This is a genomic window from Streptomyces sp. NPDC093544, from assembly GCF_040683495.1.
In the GTDB taxonomy this organism is placed as follows: domain Bacteria; phylum Actinomycetota; class Actinomycetes; order Streptomycetales; family Streptomycetaceae; genus Streptomyces.
In genome coordinates this window covers 13,210-27,424 of sequence record NZ_JBFBEA010000029.1, presented here as the reverse complement: position 1 = coordinate 27,424, position 14,215 = coordinate 13,210, and the positions used below count along the sequence as shown (strand labels likewise).

Annotated in this window: 14 protein-coding genes; 5 read left to right on the top strand and 9 right to left on the bottom strand. The window is 70.0% G+C overall.

Translation table 11 applies throughout. The features are described from left to right. Positions 1-11 precede the first annotated feature (11 nt). A complete protein-coding gene (locus AB0N66_RS34435) occupies positions 12-494 on the bottom strand; it encodes a VOC family protein (RefSeq protein ID WP_365442450.1) in 483 nt (160 codons plus the stop codon). Positions 495-788: 294 nt separating this feature from the next. Here AB0N66_RS34435 and AB0N66_RS34430 point away from each other — a divergent pair, with 294 nt between their 5' ends. Both AB0N66_RS34430 and AB0N66_RS34425 read left to right on the top strand, forming a co-directional pair. Then, on the top strand, positions 789-1,442 hold the full coding sequence (locus AB0N66_RS34430) for an ATP-dependent Clp protease proteolytic subunit (RefSeq protein ID WP_365442448.1): 654 nt from the start codon (positions 789-791) through the stop codon (positions 1,440-1,442). 1 nt (position 1,443) lies between these two features. Beyond that, a complete protein-coding gene (locus AB0N66_RS34425) occupies positions 1,444-2,046 on the top strand; it encodes an ATP-dependent Clp protease proteolytic subunit (protein ID WP_365442446.1) in 603 nt (200 codons plus the stop codon). A 35-nt stretch (positions 2,047-2,081) separates the two neighbouring features. On the opposite strand, the gene AB0N66_RS34420 is transcribed toward AB0N66_RS34425, so the two are convergent. Together AB0N66_RS34420 and AB0N66_RS34415 are read right to left on the bottom strand one after the other, a co-directional pair. Continuing rightward, positions 2,082-2,540: a helix-turn-helix transcriptional regulator gene (locus AB0N66_RS34420; protein ID WP_365442444.1), complete on the bottom strand. Its 459-nt coding sequence runs from the start codon at positions 2,538-2,540 to the stop codon at positions 2,082-2,084. 330 nt (positions 2,541-2,870) lie between these two features. After that, the gene (locus AB0N66_RS34415) at positions 2,871-3,701 is read right to left on the bottom strand and encodes a helix-turn-helix transcriptional regulator (RefSeq protein ID WP_365442442.1); all 831 of its coding nucleotides are present in this window, start codon (positions 3,699-3,701) and stop codon (positions 2,871-2,873) included. Positions 3,702-3,855: 154 nt separating this feature from the next. On the opposite strand from AB0N66_RS34415, the gene AB0N66_RS34410 reads away from it, so the two are divergent. Together AB0N66_RS34410 and AB0N66_RS34405 are read left to right on the top strand one after the other, a co-directional pair. Continuing rightward, complete coding sequence (locus AB0N66_RS34410; RefSeq protein WP_365442440.1) at positions 3,856-4,605, top strand: SDR family oxidoreductase; 750 nt, start codon at positions 3,856-3,858, stop codon at positions 4,603-4,605. Positions 4,606-4,610: 5 nt separating this feature from the next. Next, on the top strand, positions 4,611-4,967 hold the full coding sequence (locus tag AB0N66_RS34405; RefSeq protein ID WP_365442438.1) for a nuclear transport factor 2 family protein: 357 nt from the start codon (positions 4,611-4,613) through the stop codon (positions 4,965-4,967). Positions 4,968-4,988: 21 nt separating this feature from the next. Here AB0N66_RS34405 and AB0N66_RS34400 read toward each other — a convergent pair whose 3' ends face one another. Together AB0N66_RS34400 and AB0N66_RS34395 are read right to left on the bottom strand one after the other, a co-directional pair. Further along, on the bottom strand, positions 4,989-5,510 hold the full coding sequence (locus AB0N66_RS34400) for a DinB family protein (RefSeq protein WP_365442581.1): 522 nt from the start codon (positions 5,508-5,510) through the stop codon (positions 4,989-4,991). 168 nt (positions 5,511-5,678) lie between these two features. Then, positions 5,679-7,043, bottom strand: a complete 1,365-nt coding sequence (locus AB0N66_RS34395; RefSeq protein ID WP_365442436.1) for a DUF6777 domain-containing protein — start codon at positions 7,041-7,043, stop codon at positions 5,679-5,681. A 203-nt stretch (positions 7,044-7,246) separates the two neighbouring features. On the opposite strand from AB0N66_RS34395, the gene AB0N66_RS34390 reads away from it, so the two are divergent. After that, positions 7,247-8,569, top strand: coding sequence for a streptophobe family protein (locus tag AB0N66_RS34390; protein WP_365442434.1), 1,323 nt, complete (start codon positions 7,247-7,249; stop codon positions 8,567-8,569). Here AB0N66_RS34390 and AB0N66_RS34385 read toward each other — a convergent pair. The 4 genes from AB0N66_RS34385 to AB0N66_RS34370 form a co-directional block, all read right to left on the bottom strand. Then, positions 8,566-10,050 (bottom strand): alpha/beta hydrolase, encoded by a 1,485-nt coding sequence (locus tag AB0N66_RS34385; RefSeq protein ID WP_365442432.1) that lies wholly within the window; start codon positions 10,048-10,050, stop codon positions 8,566-8,568. The two genes, AB0N66_RS34390 and AB0N66_RS34385, sit on opposite strands and share 4 nt — an antisense overlap. Positions 10,051-10,154: 104 nt before the next feature. Further along, positions 10,155-11,156 carry a serine/threonine-protein kinase gene (locus tag AB0N66_RS34380; protein ID WP_365442430.1) on the bottom strand — a complete coding sequence of 334 codons (1,002 nt, stop codon included), beginning with the start codon at positions 11,154-11,156 and terminating at the stop codon, positions 10,155-10,157. Positions 11,157-11,187: 31 nt separating this feature from the next. Continuing rightward, positions 11,188-11,772: a hypothetical protein gene (locus tag AB0N66_RS34375; RefSeq protein WP_365442428.1), complete on the bottom strand. Its 585-nt coding sequence runs from the start codon at positions 11,770-11,772 to the stop codon at positions 11,188-11,190. A 5-nt stretch (positions 11,773-11,777) separates the two neighbouring features. Further along, a complete protein-coding gene (locus tag AB0N66_RS34370) occupies positions 11,778-14,111 on the bottom strand; it encodes an FHA domain-containing protein (protein ID WP_365442426.1) in 2,334 nt (777 codons plus the stop codon). Positions 14,112-14,215 lie beyond the last annotated feature (104 nt).

Genomic DNA, 14,215 nt, shown 5'->3' with positions numbered 1-14,215 from the left:
TCAGGGGCGGGCTACTCGCCCGCGTACGCCTTCTCCAGGGTCGCGATGTCCAGCTTGCCCATCTTGAGCATCGCCGCGGTGGCGCGGGCCGCCTTCGCCGGGTCCGGGTCGATGACCATCTCGATGAGCCTCACCGGGACGACCTGCCAGGAGACGCCGTACTTGTCCTTGAGCCAGCCACAGGGGCCACCCTCGCCGCCGCCCTCGGTGAGCTTGTTCCAGTAGAAGTCCACCTCCTCCTGGTCGTCGCAGTCGATCTGGAAGGAGATGGCCTCGTTGAACGTGAACTGCGGGCCGCCGTTGAGGGCAATGAACTTTTGGCCGTTGGCCACGAACTCGACGGTCACCACGGAACCGACGGGTCCAGGTCCGGCCTCCGTGTATCGGCTGATCCTGCCGAGCTCGGAGTTCTTGAAGATCGAGATGTAGTGGTCCACGGCCTCCTCGGCCTGACCGTCGAACCACAGACAGGTGGTGAATCCACTGGCGGACATGAGTGCCTCCTCGGGCGGGGAACGTCGTCACCTCTGTCGACTGTTCCTCGCCCGAAAACTCATCGGCGGCGCGGGCCCGGATCCGCCGTCGTGCCCAGGATTCCCGGGTTCGGGGACGGAGTTCGACCGGGGCAGGCACTTGGCGGTGGCAGGAGGGACCGGAGCTGCCTCCTGCCACCTCTGCCCGTAGCGAATCTGCTGCCGGCCGAGAAAGCTGATTCCGCGCGCATTCGGTCCGAGAGTGGAGATCGCGGCGACGAAGGACGCGCCGCGCCGACACCTCACGGAGGACCGATGACTCCACTCATCACCGGCTGGGACCCGGCCCGCGCACCGCGGGCCGACGAGGGCGACACACCTGCGACCCGTTTCGACGACCATCTGGCCGCGCAACTGCTCGCGCAGCGGATCGTCCTGCTCGGTACGCAGGTCGACGAGGTCTCCGCGAACCGGGTCTGCGCCCAGCTGCTCCTGCTGTCCGCGGAGGACTCGCGGACCGACATCAGCCTGTACATCAACAGCCCGGGCGGATCGGTGACCGCGGGCCTGGCGATCTACGACACGATGACGCTGATCCCGAACGACGTCTCGACGCTCGCCATGGGATTCGCGGCGAGCATGGGGCAGTTCCTGCTCAGCGTCGGCGCGCACGGCAAACGCTTCGCGCTCCCGAACGCGCGGATCATGATGCACCAGCCCTCGGCGGGTATCGGCGGAACCACCGCGGACATCGAAATCCAGGCGCAGAACCTGGAGTTCACGAAGAAGGCCATCGAGCGGATCACCGCGGAGCACACCGGCCAGAGCGAGGAGACGATCTCCCGCGACGGCGACCGCGACCGCTGGTTCACGGCCGAGCAGGCGAAGGACTACGGAATGGTCGACCGGGTCGTGGAGTCGCTCGACGACGTCCGCCCGGCCGCGTCACGGCGACGGATGGGGCTCTGACATGGGTAGTTACACGATTCCGAACGTGGTCGAGCGGACTCCGCAGGGTGAGCGCTCGTACGACGTCTTCAGCAAGCTGCTGTCCGAGCGGATCATCTTCCTCGGCACCGAGATCGACGACGGGGTCGCGAACGTCGTCATCGCGCAACTCCTCCATCTGGAGTCGTCGAGCCCGGAGAGCGAGATCGCGATCTACATCAACTCGCCCGGGGGATCGTTCACTTCACTCATGGCGATCTACGACACGATGACGTACGTGCAGGCGCCGATCTCGACGTTCTGTGTAGGGCAGGCAGCCTCGACCGCGGCGGTGCTGTTGGCCGGGGGCGATCCCGGGCGGCGGTTCGTGCTGGAGCACGCGCGCGTGCTGCTGGGTCAGCCCGCGAGCGGCGGTCGGCAGGGGACGGTCTCCGACCTCGCCCTCCAGGCCAAGGAGATGCTCCGCATCCGCTCGCAGGTCGAGGAGGTCCTCTCGCGGCACACTCACCACGATGTCGCCACCCTCCGCGCGGACATGGACCGCGACAAGGTCTTCACCGCGCAGGAGGCCGTGGCGTACGGGATCGCCGACGAGGTGGTGAGCCGTCGGCTCCCGGTGATCTGACAGGCCGGGCAGGCCGGGCAGGCCGGCCTGACCGGTCAGGCGGCGAGGCACATGCCGTCGTACCGCGAGGTCGTGGTGGAGCGGTGCCGGCCGGGCCTGACCTGAGCGAGTCGGGTGAGCTCGTCCTGGGCCAGCGAAAGCAGGTCGCCCAGACCGAGGCCCAGGGCGCGAGCGGCGGCCGCGAGGACTTCGGACGAAGCCTCCTTTCGGCCGCGTTCCAGCTCCGAGAGGTACGGCATGGAGATCCGGGCCGTGTCGGCCACGTCCTTGAGCGTGCGCTCCTGGGCGAGCCGCTCGCGCCGCAGGACGTCACCCACCAGGTCACGCCACAGCGGCTCCTTGGTCGCGGGAGCGGGGGCCGGTGGCGCCTGGCGGGGCGCGAGACCCGGACGGGGCCGCAACTGCGGCCCGCGTGCCGGAGTTGGTGCCGGAGTCGGCGCTGCCGCCGGGCGCAGAGGGATGACGCGGGCTTCGTTCGGCGCTTGGTTGCTCACCCCTTCAGCCTAGGGTCTGTCCGGCGGATCATGCCGGAGACGCGGGGCTTGGCACGCCATCTGCGGCGTTGTCGTCGGTTACCGACTCCCCCGCTCTCGGCTTCGCTCGAGCGGGGGACCCCCATCGCGTCGACGCCCTCCTCCGCCTTGCACCTAGACGCACCAAGCCCCGCTCACCTGCGTCAATGAGGCACCGCAGCTGTCCTCCGACCTGATCCGCCGGACAGACCCTAGAAGCGCTGAGCCGCACGGGAAGGGACCGGCGTTCCGCTCTCGGGGGAATCGATCGGACCGTACGGCGTCCCGAGGCGAGGTCCGGGCTCAACCGCCCTACGGTCGCGGCGCGTCGGCGTGCAGGGCGCCGAGCAGGGCGAGGCAGTCGGCGTCCGCCGTGCCCGGCTCGGCGCTGCCGACGAGCAGGCACTGCCCTGGGGCGTCCTGTACGTCGAAGGACTGGTAGATGAGCGTGAACCGGCCCACGTCCGGGTGGTTGAACACCTTGGTCTTACTGCCCAGCCGCCCGACGCCGTGCTCGCGCCACAGCGCCGCGAACTCCTCGCTGCTGTCGAGGAGTTCGTCGACCAGCGCGCCGGTCTCGGGGTCGCTCCGCTGGTTTCCGTACGCCAGTCGCAGCGCTGCCACCGTGTCGCGTGCGACGGCCTGCCAGTCGGCGAACAGCTGCCGGGCGGCGGGGTCGTGGAAGAGCGAGTGGACCATGTCACGGGGGTTCGCGAGGGGGGAGAGCAGCGCCTGGGCGGGAGCGTTCGAGGCGAGGATGTCGAGGCGGCGATTGGTGATGTAGGCGACGGCGGAAGGAAAGCCGTCCATCAGCCGCAGCAGGGCGGGAGCCACCCGCTCCTGGCGGCGGCCGACGGGAGACGTCTTCGGCACGAGTCCGGCCAGCCGGTACGCGTGCCAGCGGGCGTCAGTGTCCAGGCGCAGCGCCCCCGCGATCGCGTCGATGACCTGCCCGGAGGGGTGGCGTTCCCGGCCCTGCTCCAGGCGCGCGTAGTAGTCGGCGCTGACGCCTGCCAGGACGGCGACCTCCTCACGCCGCAGCCCCGCGACCCGGCGTGACCCGGAGCCCGGGAAGCCCACGTCGGCGGGGTTCAGGCGGGAGCGACGTACCCGCAGAAACTCACCCAGCTCGTTTCCGCTCATGCAGAAATCGTACGTCGGCATGCCCCGCGTCACGGCTTCCTAGGTGTGGCCCACCCAGGAAGACACGTCCTGCCCCCGCGGCGGGATCCGGCACATGCTCGGACCCTGACCAGAAACAGATCCGCAGGTCGCGGACATGTCCGAAGGGGTTCTCATGACCGTCCCATCCACCACCGACGCCTCCCTGGGCAAAGTCGTTCTGATCACCGGGGCAAGCAGCGGGATCGGCGAGGCCACGGCCAGACGGCTGGCCGCGGCGGGCCACCGAGTGGTGCTCGGTGCCCGCCGCACGGACCGCGTCGCCGCTCTCGCCAAGGACATCAGGGCCGACGGGGGCAGCGCACTCCACCACGAGCTGGACGTGACCAGCCTGGAGAGCGTGCGCGCCTTCGTCGGAGCCGCGCAGGGCCGGTACGGGCGCGTGGACGTCCTGGTCAACAACGCGGGCGTGATGCCGCTGTCACCGCTGGACGCCCTGAAGGTCGACGAGTGGAACCGCATGATCGACGTCAACATCCGGGGTGTGCTGCACGGCATCGCGGCCGTGCTCCCCGTGATGCGCGCGCAGGGCGAGGGACACGTGGTGAACATCGCCTCCGTCTCGGGGCACCGCGTCGACCCCACCGCGGCCGTCTACAGCGCCACCAAGTTCGCGGTCCGCGCCCTGTCCGAAGGCCTGCGCCAGGAGAGCCGCGACCTGCGCGTCACCGTCATCAGCCCCGGCCTGACCCGCAGCGAGCTGACCGAGGGCATCAGCGACCCCGGCGTACGCGAGGCCGTCCAGGATCAGATGGGGATCGCTATCCCCGCCTCGGCGATCGGTGAGGCGATCCAGTACGCCATCAGTCAGCCCCTCGATGTCGACGTCAACGAACTCGTCATCAGGCCGACGACACAGGGGTGAGTGCGATGGTGACGAAGCAGCGGGTCGAGGCCTGGGTCGAGGGGTATGTGCGGGCCTGGAGGAGCGGCAGCCCCAAGGACATCGCGGCGCTCTTCTCGGCGCACGCGGAGTACCACGAGTGGCCCTACGCGACGGACTGGATCGGCCGGGACGAGATCGTCGAGGGCTGGCTCGGCCGGGCGGCGTGGCAGGAAGGCAGCTGGGAGTTCGAGTGGTCGGTCCTCACCGTCAACGGGGACACGGCGGCCGTCGAGGGAACCGGCCGCTACAAGGAACTCGGCACATTCGCCAACCTGTGGACCGTGACCTTCGACAGCCACGGGAAGTGCGCCATGTTCCGCATGTGGAACAACGAGGTGTGACCCCCCACCACGCTGGGACGGCTACTGGCCCACCCTCCCGTCGATCCGCTCGCGCAGGAAGTCTGCATGGCCGTTGTGCTGGGCGTACTCCTCGATCATGTGCACCAGGACCGAGCGGAGCTCGATGGGTTCATCGCCGTTCATTCCGCTGATGTCGAGATTGGGGGCGCCGGCCACGAAGCGTTCCGCGAAGGCGACCTCGGAGCGCCAGGTGCCCCAGGCCTCCGCGACGACCTCGGGGTCACCCACCGCGCCGTTGAAGTCCCCGTTGGGATCGTCATCGGTGCGGTAGTGCCGGGGTGCCTCCTGTCCGGCCATCACTCGCCGGAACCAGAGCTGTTCGACCCCGGCCAGGTGCCGCACGAGCCCGAGCAGGGACAGGTTCGACGGCTCCACCGAACGCCGGGCCATCGCCTCCGCGTCGAGCCCGGCGCACTTCATCTCCAGGGTGAGCCGCTGGTCCCGGAGATAGCCGACGAGCGTGTCCCGCTCCCCCACGAATCCCCCGTCGGACCGCGGATCGTCGTCCGGATGCACGAACATGTCCCACCATCCGAAGCTCCGCTCGGGCTGGGCGTTGCCGGGCTCTGGCTCCGCGATGTCGGTCATGCCCAAGAGCATCAGGTGCGTGCCGGAAATCCGCCACATATTTCCGGCACGCGAGGGTCACCGGGGGACGCCAACTCCCTTGCGGCTCGGACGACTTTGCCGTCAGAGCCCCGGGGAGGTCGCGGAGGACTCCGGGGCACTGGATGCCGAGGACGCCTCCGTCATCGATCCAGTCGTCGCCGTCGCCGTCTCTGTCGTCGTGGCGGAGGACGCCAGATCGGGTGACGAGGACGAGTCCGATGCCGTCGTCGGAGGCTCGGAGGGCGGGGACTGCGAGTCCGACCCCGACTCCGAGGGCGCGGACGAGGACGAGGAGGGCGAGGAGGAGGACGGCGCCGGGGAGGTCGACGCGCACAGGCTCGGGCTCGGAGAGCCGCTCGGCGTCGTACCGGGGGGCGAAGAGGCACACGGCGACTGGGAGTTCGGCGGCGAGGACGAGACGCTCGCCGACGGGAAGGGCAGGTGCGCCGGCGGTTCCGTCTTCTCGTCGTGGTGGCCGCTGTCGCCCTTGTGCCGGGCGATCCACTCGTCGTTGTCGGGGTCGAAGATGACGAACACGTTGATGACCGTGGTCGAGGGCGCGACGACCACGACGTTCTGCGTCCGGTAGGGCGGCCACGAGTCGCCGGTCTGCTTGGGCGTGGTCTTCTGCGCGACGGGCTCCCCCAGCGGGTTGCCGCAGGCGCAGCGCACCCGGGGTACGCCGTGATCGTCGACGAGAACGGCGGTGCCCGACTGGAGAACCGCCTGGTAGCTGGTGGCGGCGCCGTCACGGAAGCCGTGGTTGGTGACCCGGGTGTCATAGCCCAGTTGCACCGGGGTGAGCGCACGCAGATAGCCGGGGACCTGCGAGGTCCGCAGGCCCGCCACCGCGGCGAACGCGTTGTTCTTCGCCAGGTCCGCCTGGAGAAACTTGATCTGCTTCTCCACGTCGCAGCTGGAGACGTTGCGGGTGCCACCGTAGAGACCGGGCGCCGAACCGTCCACGCCTCGGGTCACGTTGGCGGATTCCGACGCGGTGGACGACGAGGGCGTCTCGCGCGCGGAGGAGCTGTCGTTGGCCGTCGACTCCGTGAACGGATCGGGTCCCGACTTGCTCGCAGCCTGGAGGAAGACCTCGCCGCCGCTCGCGGACGTGTCGCTGTCGCCGTTGTCTCGGGTGAAGACCAGGCCGAGGACCACGGCGGCCACCAGAACACCGGTGATCAGTGCGACGCGGGGCGCCGATTTCCACCAGGGACGGTCCGGGCCCTTGCCCGGCTCATTCGGGCCGCCGGGTCCGCCCGGTCCGCCCGGCCCGGAAGGTCCACCCGCTCCGCTCCCGCCCGCGCCGCTCGGCGGCCTCGAGGGCACACGGCCACTGGGCTGGGTCGGACTCGGCTCGGACGGACCCGGCTGGGACGGGCCCGACAGCGGGCCCGAAGGCGGTCCGGTGGGGCGGCCTGAGGACGGCGGTTCGACGCTCACGAGCTCTTCTTCCCGGTGTAGGGATCCCCCGGCACTACAAAAGCTTTGTGATGCTTCAAGCGTTTTGCGCAGATTTCTTACGTTCGGCATCGTTTTCTTACACAACGAGCCCATTGTGTGCTCCGGTCCCGTACCGTCCGCAAGCCGACGCGGTCGGCCCCTCCCGGCGGGCGGTCCGCGTCAGCGCTGCTTAGCGTGGCAGCGTGAGCCCCCAGACACCGTCCGACCAGGCAGTTGTCCGCACCGGTGGCCAACTGGCCGCCCGCCACGGCTGGCTCCAAGCCCTCCTGGCGGTGCTGGCCGGGCTGATCGTCATGGGGGTGGTCGCCGCACTCGGGCTGTGGGCGGCCGGTGCGGCGGACCTGCCCGACAACGCGTTCCCCCGGGTGGTCGCGGCCACCGTCGTCACGGCCGTCGGCGGCACCATCGAGCTCTCGGGCGATGCCGGAGCGACCGCCGACACCAAGGCGGGCCTGACGGTGATTCCCCTGTCGGTCACCCTCGCCGGAGCGCTGGTGCTCGCCGCCTGCTTCCTGCGTCCGCTGCGGCACCGGGCCGTCGCCGGGGCCATCGAACTGGCCGGGTGGGCCGCCCGTATCGCCGTCCTGTGGCTGCTGGCCCTCGTCGCCATCGCGTTCTTCGCCCGGCAGAAGTTCAGCATCTCCCTCGGGGACGGAACGATCGGCGACATCGGCGACCTGTTCGGTGCCACACCCAAGGTCGGCTTCACCACCGATGTGCCGCCGACGCTGGTCTTCGGTGTGCTGTGGCTCGTCGGCGTCCTCGCCCTCGCCCTGATGGTCTCGCGCGGGGCTCCTCTCCCGCCTCGGCTGCTGCGCTTCCAGGAGTCGGTGCGTCCGGCCGCGTACGCCATGGTCGCGCTGCTCCTCGCGTACGTCGTCCTCGGCGTCGTCATCGCCCTGGTGGTCGCGGCGACGCGCGGGCACACCGCCGAGACGTTCGCCGTGATCCTGCTCGGTCTCCCGAACCTCGTCTGGCTCGCCTTCACTCTCGGGCTCGGCGCCACATGGACCGGGCGGGTGGACGGGCCGTTCGGGCTACCGATGCCGCATCTGCTCGACGAGGTGCTGCGCACCCCGGACATCTCCACGCTCAATCTGCGCACCCTCGCCGACCTCGACGGCAAGGTGTGGTGGCTGCTGGTCGTCGACGCGGTACTGCTCCTCGCGGCCGCGTTCCTGATGGCCGTCCGCTCACCGGCCCGGATGCGGCTGTGGCAGCACGCCGTGCACATGGCGGTCGCACTCGTACTGACCGTGCTCATGATCTGTCTCGTCGGCCGGATCTCCGCGCACTACGGTCTGTCGATCCTCGGCATCGGCGACATCGGCGGCGGTCTGAGCGGCGAACTCTTCCTGCATCCCAAGCTGTGGACCGCGCTCGGGTTCGCGGTGCTCTGGGGGCTGGTCACCGGGTTCCTCGGCGGTCTGCTGGCGAAGGGCGTCCACCGGCGGGGCAGGATCAGCGCCGAGGAACCCGGGGTCCGTGCCCAGGACAGGTCCTAGCCGCAGTAGGTGTCCCGGTCGGGGTGCTCCCCCGTCGCCAGGAAGTGGGAGACGGTCCGGTCGCCGCACTCGTTGCCGTTGGCGAGGTAGGCGTCGTGGCCTGTGGAGTTCACGGTGACCATGATGGCGCGCTTGCCCAGGGCGTCGCGGAGTTTCAGGGCGCCGCTGAGCGGGGTTGCCACATCGCGCTCGTTCTGGACGAGCAGAATGTTGGAGGGGCCGCGGTCGGTGATCCGTACCGGGGGCTCCTTCGGCGTGAACGGCCAGGCGGCGCAGACCATCGCGTTCCTGGTCATTCCGGCGGTCAGCGGGTACTTGGCCCGGCTCCAGGCGACTCCCTCCTCGTACGCGGCGGCCGACTTGGGCCATGCGATGTCGTTGCAGAGGGTCCCGGCGCCGACAGCGGCGACGTTCTGCAGCACCGCCTCGGGCGGCGCGGCGGGAGCCGGCGGCACGGTGCCCTGCTGCGCGGCAAGGATCAGCTTGGCGAGGCCGGGGAAGCCGCTGGGCGCGTAGAGGCTGTCCAGCATGGTCTGGCGGAGCACATTGCCGTTCAGCTCCTCCGGGTTGGCGCCGGGCCAGGGGATCGGTTCGCGGTCCAGCTTCGCGGCGAGATCCAGGAAGAGCGGCCGGACCTCGTCCGCCGTCTGGGCCAGCCGGTCCGGGTTGCCGGGCTCCGAGGCCCACTTGGCGAACTCGGGGAAGGTGTCCTCCACGCCCGCCTCGTGACCGGCGAGCCAGGCACGGGCGACCCGGGTGTGGTCGGGGTCGTCGTTGCTGTCCAGCACGAAGCGGTCGGTGCGCTGCGGGAACAACTGGCTGTAGACGGCGCCGACATACGTCCCGTACGAGACACCCCACGCGGACAGCTTCCGCTCGCCGAGGGCCGCGCGGACGCGGTCGATGTCGCGGGCTTCGTTGGCGGTGCTGATGTGCTGGATCAGCTCGCCGCCGTTGCGCTCGCAGGCGTCCGACATCCGCTGTGCGGTGACCATGTTCTCCGTGATGGACCCGTCGGGGGCGGGCCAGGGACGCAGTTTCGAGAGGGCGAGGTCGCTGTGGTCGAGACCGCAGGTGACGGGGGTGGAGCGGCCGAATCCGCGGGGATCGAACCCGATCAGATCGTAGGCGTCCCGCACCTCCTGCGGCAGCTTCTGCCCCTTGCCCGAAGGGTTGTTGAGGCTGGAGCCGCCGGGTCCGCCAGGGATCAGCACCAGAGCGCCGCGACGCGCCTGCGGGTTCTCGCTGGGAATCCGGGAGATGGCGATGCTGATCTTTTGGCCACCGGGGTTGGCGTAGTCCATCGGCACCTCGACGGTCGCGCACTGCTGCCGCGGATCGAGCCCGCTTCCCTCGCACTTCGCCCAGTCGAGGGGTCTCGGCGCACCGGCCGTCGAAGCCGTCGCGGTGAGTGGTGCGGTGAGGCCGAGCACGAAGGCGGAGGCGGCGAGCAGGGCGGCGTTTCGCTGGATCTTCTTCATGCAGATGAGCTTCGCCGATCTTCTCCGGCGGTCACATCCTGCCAACTGGCGTGTGCTCAGGGGGGCTTGCCCCAGTGGAGATGAAGTCGTCGGCCGGACTGGTCCTAGGCTGGAAACACCGGTCTGGCCCAGCCCGGCGGATCCAGTGGGGGACCGTACTCGGGGGCCTCGACAACCCGCCCGTCCACCTGGGTCGGCGCGTGGCCGGTATCCGTGGCGCCGGTCGCGGCGACCCGCAGCGCTGCCACGAAGGCGAGGCAGGAGTCGTACCGGTCGTCGGGGCTCTTCGCCAGCGCCTTCGCGAGGACGCCGTCCACCGGGGCGGCGATGTCGGGCCGTTTGTCGGTCAGCGGCGGCGGCTCGTCGTACTGGTGGGCCCACAGCAGCGCCATGTCGTCATCGCGCTGGAAGGGCGGCTTCCCGGCCATCGTCTCGTAGACGACGCAGGCGAGGCTGTAGACGTCGCACCGGCCGTCCACCGGCTTGCCCGAGATCTGCTCGGGAGCCACGTAGTCGAGCGTTCCGACGAACTGGCCCACGGTCGTGAACCCGGTGAGCGACAGCGACTTCTTCGTCAGGCCGAAGTCCGTGAGGTACACGTGCTCGGGGTGGTCGCTGTCGGTCCCCTGGGCCACCAGGATGTTGCCGGGTTTCACGTCCCGGTGCACCAGACCGTGGTCGTGCGCCGCGTCGAGCGCGGAGGCGACCTGGACGGCGATCCGGGTGGCCACCTTGACCGGCAACGGGCCCTCGCGGTCGAGCAGATGGCGCAGGTCGCGCCCGGCGACGTACCGCATGGCGATGTACAGGACGCCGTCCGTCTCACCCGCCTCGAAGACCGGCACGATGTTGGGGTGATCGATCGCGGCGGCCACCCGTGACTCGTGGGTGAAGCGGCCGCGGAAGGTGTCGTTGCGGGCCAGCTCCGGCGCGAGCAGTTTGAGGGCGACGGTCCGGTCGAGCCGCAGGTCCTTGGCGCGGTAGACGACGGCCATGCCGCCACGGCCGATCTCCTGCTCGATCCGGTAGCCGGCGATCCGCCTGCCGATCAGGTCGGACGGGCGCCCGGAGAAGATGCTGGTGTCGTGGCGCCCGCCGTCTTCCATCAGAGGTCACTCCGGTCGCCTTCGTCGTCCATCAGAGGTCACTCCGGTTGTCCTCGTCGTACGTCACGACCCGCGTGGGTTCGCGGCCGACCGGAGCTTCTTCCCGTACGGGCTCCTCGGCCGCCGCTGCCGCGGGGCCCTGGCCCGTCGCGTACGTGCTCAGCCGCGTCCCGTCGCAGTACACCCACCGCTCGTGCTCGCCGTCGTACAGCCAGAGCGACTCACCGTCGACGATCACCCCGATCCGCTGTCCCTGCGTACGGCCGCGGAAGGACTGCCCGTCGAGCCGTCCGGCCGCGAGATCCTCAGCGGCGCCCCGATAGCGGGAGAGCGCCTCCTCCACGCGGGCCAGCAGCGGGCGCGGATCGGCTGTCCGGGTGAGCGCGCTGCCCGCGGCGGGCGGCGCCTGCGGCACGGCGATCAGCAGGCGGCCGTCGACCCAGGCCGACCAGCCGTTGGCGCAGAGGACCCGGCCCCAGTCGCCGAGCCTGTCGATCAGCTGGACCGGCAGCAGCGCGTCGAGCGGCACGGTGGGCCGGGACGGGTCGGGGGTCTCCCAGGTGGGCAGACCGTCCTGCGGGATCACGTGGGTGGGGCGGAATTCGGGTGTCGTCATCGCAGCTACTTCCGCATGACAGCGGGTTCGTGCCGGCGCAGCAGGCGGATCACCGCGTACCCGAAGACGACCGAGAGCACGACCAGCATCCCCATGTTGAGGAGCCAGACGCCGGTCTCGTGCCGGAACAGCGGGTCGCCGGTCAGCTTCCCGGGGACGATCCGGGCCAGTCCGATGGTCCCGGCCATCGCGCCCAGGGCCCAGCGCGAAGGCACCAGCCAGGCAAGCTGTTCGATGCCGGGCACGCCGTTCAGTTTCAACAGCGCGCCGCAGAAGACCACTTGGACGATGGCCAGCAGCACGAGCAGCGGCATGGTGACCTCCTCCTTGCGCACCATGGCGGAGACGAGGAGGCCGAGCATCATCGCGGTGAAGGCGAGCAGGGCCACGGCCACCGTGATCTCGACGAGCGGCGGCATGAGGACCCCTTCTCCGCCGGGTGCGTTGAGATCGACGCCGAACAGACCGACCAGGGTCAGGACGACGGCCTGGAGCACGGTGATGGTGCCGAGGACCACCACCTTGGACATCAGGTACGCCGATCTGGACAGGCCCACAGCCCGCTCGCGCTGGTAGATGACCCGTTCCTTCACCAGTTCGCGTACGGCGTTGGCCGCGCCCGTCAGGACTCCCCCCACGCACAGAATGAGCAGTGCGTTCATCGCCGTCTCCTGCGTCAGGCGGCTTCCGGCCAGTGCGCGGGCCATCGCGCCCATCACGAACGGCAGCGCGATCATGATGATGAGGAAGGTCCGGTCGGCGCTGAGGGCGGCTGCGTAGCGGCGGATCAGGGTGCTGAGCTGGGCACCCCAGCTCTGGGGCTTGGGCGGTGGTCCGACGGCGGCGACCGGGGCGGCCTGAGCCTGATACGGCTGAGAGGTGGAGTTGTCGATGTACTGCCGGTGGAAGGGTGACACCCGGTAGTCGCCCGCCCAGTCCCGGTCGTGGTCCCGTTCGAAGTCCTCGAACGCCTCCGGCCACTGTTCGTAGCCGAAGAACGCGAGAGCGTCCTCGGGTGGTCCGTAGTAGGCGACCTTCCCACCGGGCGCGAGCACGAGGAGCCGGTCGCAGACGTCGAGGCTCAGCACACTGTGGGTGACCACGATGACCGTGCGGCCGTCGTCGGCGAGGCCGCGAAGCATGTGCATGACGGAGCGGTCCATGCCGGGGTCGAGGCCCGACGTCGGTTCGTCGAGGAACAGCAGCGACGGTTTGGTCAGCAGTTCCAGGGCCACGCTGACCCGCTTGCGCTGGCCGCCCGAGAGGCTGTGAATGGGCTGGTCGGCGCGCTGCTCAAGACCCAGCTCGCCGATCACCTCGTCCACCCTTGCCCGGCGTTCCGCCTTCGCGGTGTCCTGCGGGAAGCGCAGCTGGGCGGCGTACGTGAGGGCTTTGCGCACGGTCAGCTGGGTGTGCAGGATGTCGTCCTGCGGGACGAGGCCGATGCGCTGGCGCAGCTCGGCGTAGTCGCGGTAGAGGTCGCGGCCGTCGTAGAGGACCGTGCCGCGGTCGGCGGGGCGCTGGCCGGTGAGGGCGTTCAGGAGCGTGGACTTTCCGGCGCCGCTCGGGCCGACGACGGCGAGCAGGCATTTCTCGCCGACGGGAAAGGACACCTGGTCCAGCAGCGTCTTCCGTCCGCGGTCGACGGCGACCGTGAGGTCCTGCACGTCGAGGGAGACCTCGCCGGTGTCGACGTACTCCTGCAACTGGTCGCCGACGAGACAGAACACGGAGTGGCCGATGCCGACGATGTCACCGCCGGTGACCGGCGCGCGGCTCACGGGCTGGCCGTTCAGGAACGTGCCGTTGTGGCTGCCGAGGTCGACGATCTCGTACGACCCGTCCGGCTGCGCCCGTAGCTCGGCGTGCCTTCGCGAGACGATCAGGTCGTCGATGACCAGGTCGTTGTCGCCGCCGCGGCCTATGCGCACGGTGCGGGCCGGCAGCGGCCGTACGGTGGTCGGCCGCCGGAAGGTGCCGGTGGCCGAGGGCAGGGAGAGGGCCGAGGGGCGTTCCGCGGGCCGGTCGGCGAGCACCGCCCGGGGACCATCGGAGGGGTTGCCGAAGCGGAGGACGCTGCCTGGTCCGACACCCCACTCATGGACGCGCCGGCCGTCCGCGTACGTACCGTTCGTGCTGTTCTCGTCCTCGATGGTCCAGTGGTCGGCCTCGGGGCGAAGTACCGCGTGGTGCCAGGAGACCCGGGCGTCGTCGATGACGACATCGCTCAACGGGTCGCGTCCGACGTGATAGTCGCGACTGGGACTCATCACCATGAACCCCGTCTCGGTTTCGAGTACGAGTTCTGGCGCGACGGGCGTGATCGGCCGCTCTGCCATGCCTGAATTCTAGCTATTCGTCCATATATTCGCCTGGCGGGTGCCCTTATCGGCACGAGACCGAGAGCCCGTAGCGGCTTTCGAGCGCCGGGGCGAGCGGGTCG

Bases quoted from the DNA above. Each gene is read 5' to 3' on its own strand.
- AB0N66_RS34405 (WP_365442438.1), top strand. From the start codon at position 4,611: ATGGTGACGAAGCAGCGGGTCGAGGCCTGGGTCGAGGGGTATGTGCGG.
- AB0N66_RS34375 (WP_365442428.1), bottom strand. From the start codon at position 11,772: ATGACGACACCCGAATTCCGCCCCACCCACGTGATCCCGCAGGACGGT.
- AB0N66_RS34415 (WP_365442442.1), bottom strand. From the start codon at position 3,701: ATGAGCGGAAACGAGCTGGGTGAGTTTCTGCGGGTACGTCGCTCCCGC.
- AB0N66_RS34435 (WP_365442450.1), bottom strand. From the start codon at position 494: ATGTCCGCCAGTGGATTCACCACCTGTCTGTGGTTCGACGGTCAGGCC.
- AB0N66_RS34425 (WP_365442446.1), top strand. From the start codon at position 1,444: ATGGGTAGTTACACGATTCCGAACGTGGTCGAGCGGACTCCGCAGGGT.
- AB0N66_RS34380 (WP_365442430.1), bottom strand. From the start codon at position 11,156: ATGGAAGACGGCGGGCGCCACGACACCAGCATCTTCTCCGGGCGCCCG.
- AB0N66_RS34410 (WP_365442440.1), top strand. From the start codon at position 3,856: ATGACCGTCCCATCCACCACCGACGCCTCCCTGGGCAAAGTCGTTCTG.
- AB0N66_RS34370 (WP_365442426.1), bottom strand. From the start codon at position 14,111: ATGGCAGAGCGGCCGATCACGCCCGTCGCGCCAGAACTCGTACTCGAA.
- AB0N66_RS34385 (WP_365442432.1), bottom strand. From the start codon at position 10,050: ATGAAGAAGATCCAGCGAAACGCCGCCCTGCTCGCCGCCTCCGCCTTC.
- AB0N66_RS34400 (WP_365442581.1), bottom strand. From the start codon at position 5,510: ATGTTCGTGCATCCGGACGACGATCCGCGGTCCGACGGGGGATTCGTG.
- AB0N66_RS34430 (WP_365442448.1), top strand. From the start codon at position 789: ATGACTCCACTCATCACCGGCTGGGACCCGGCCCGCGCACCGCGGGCC.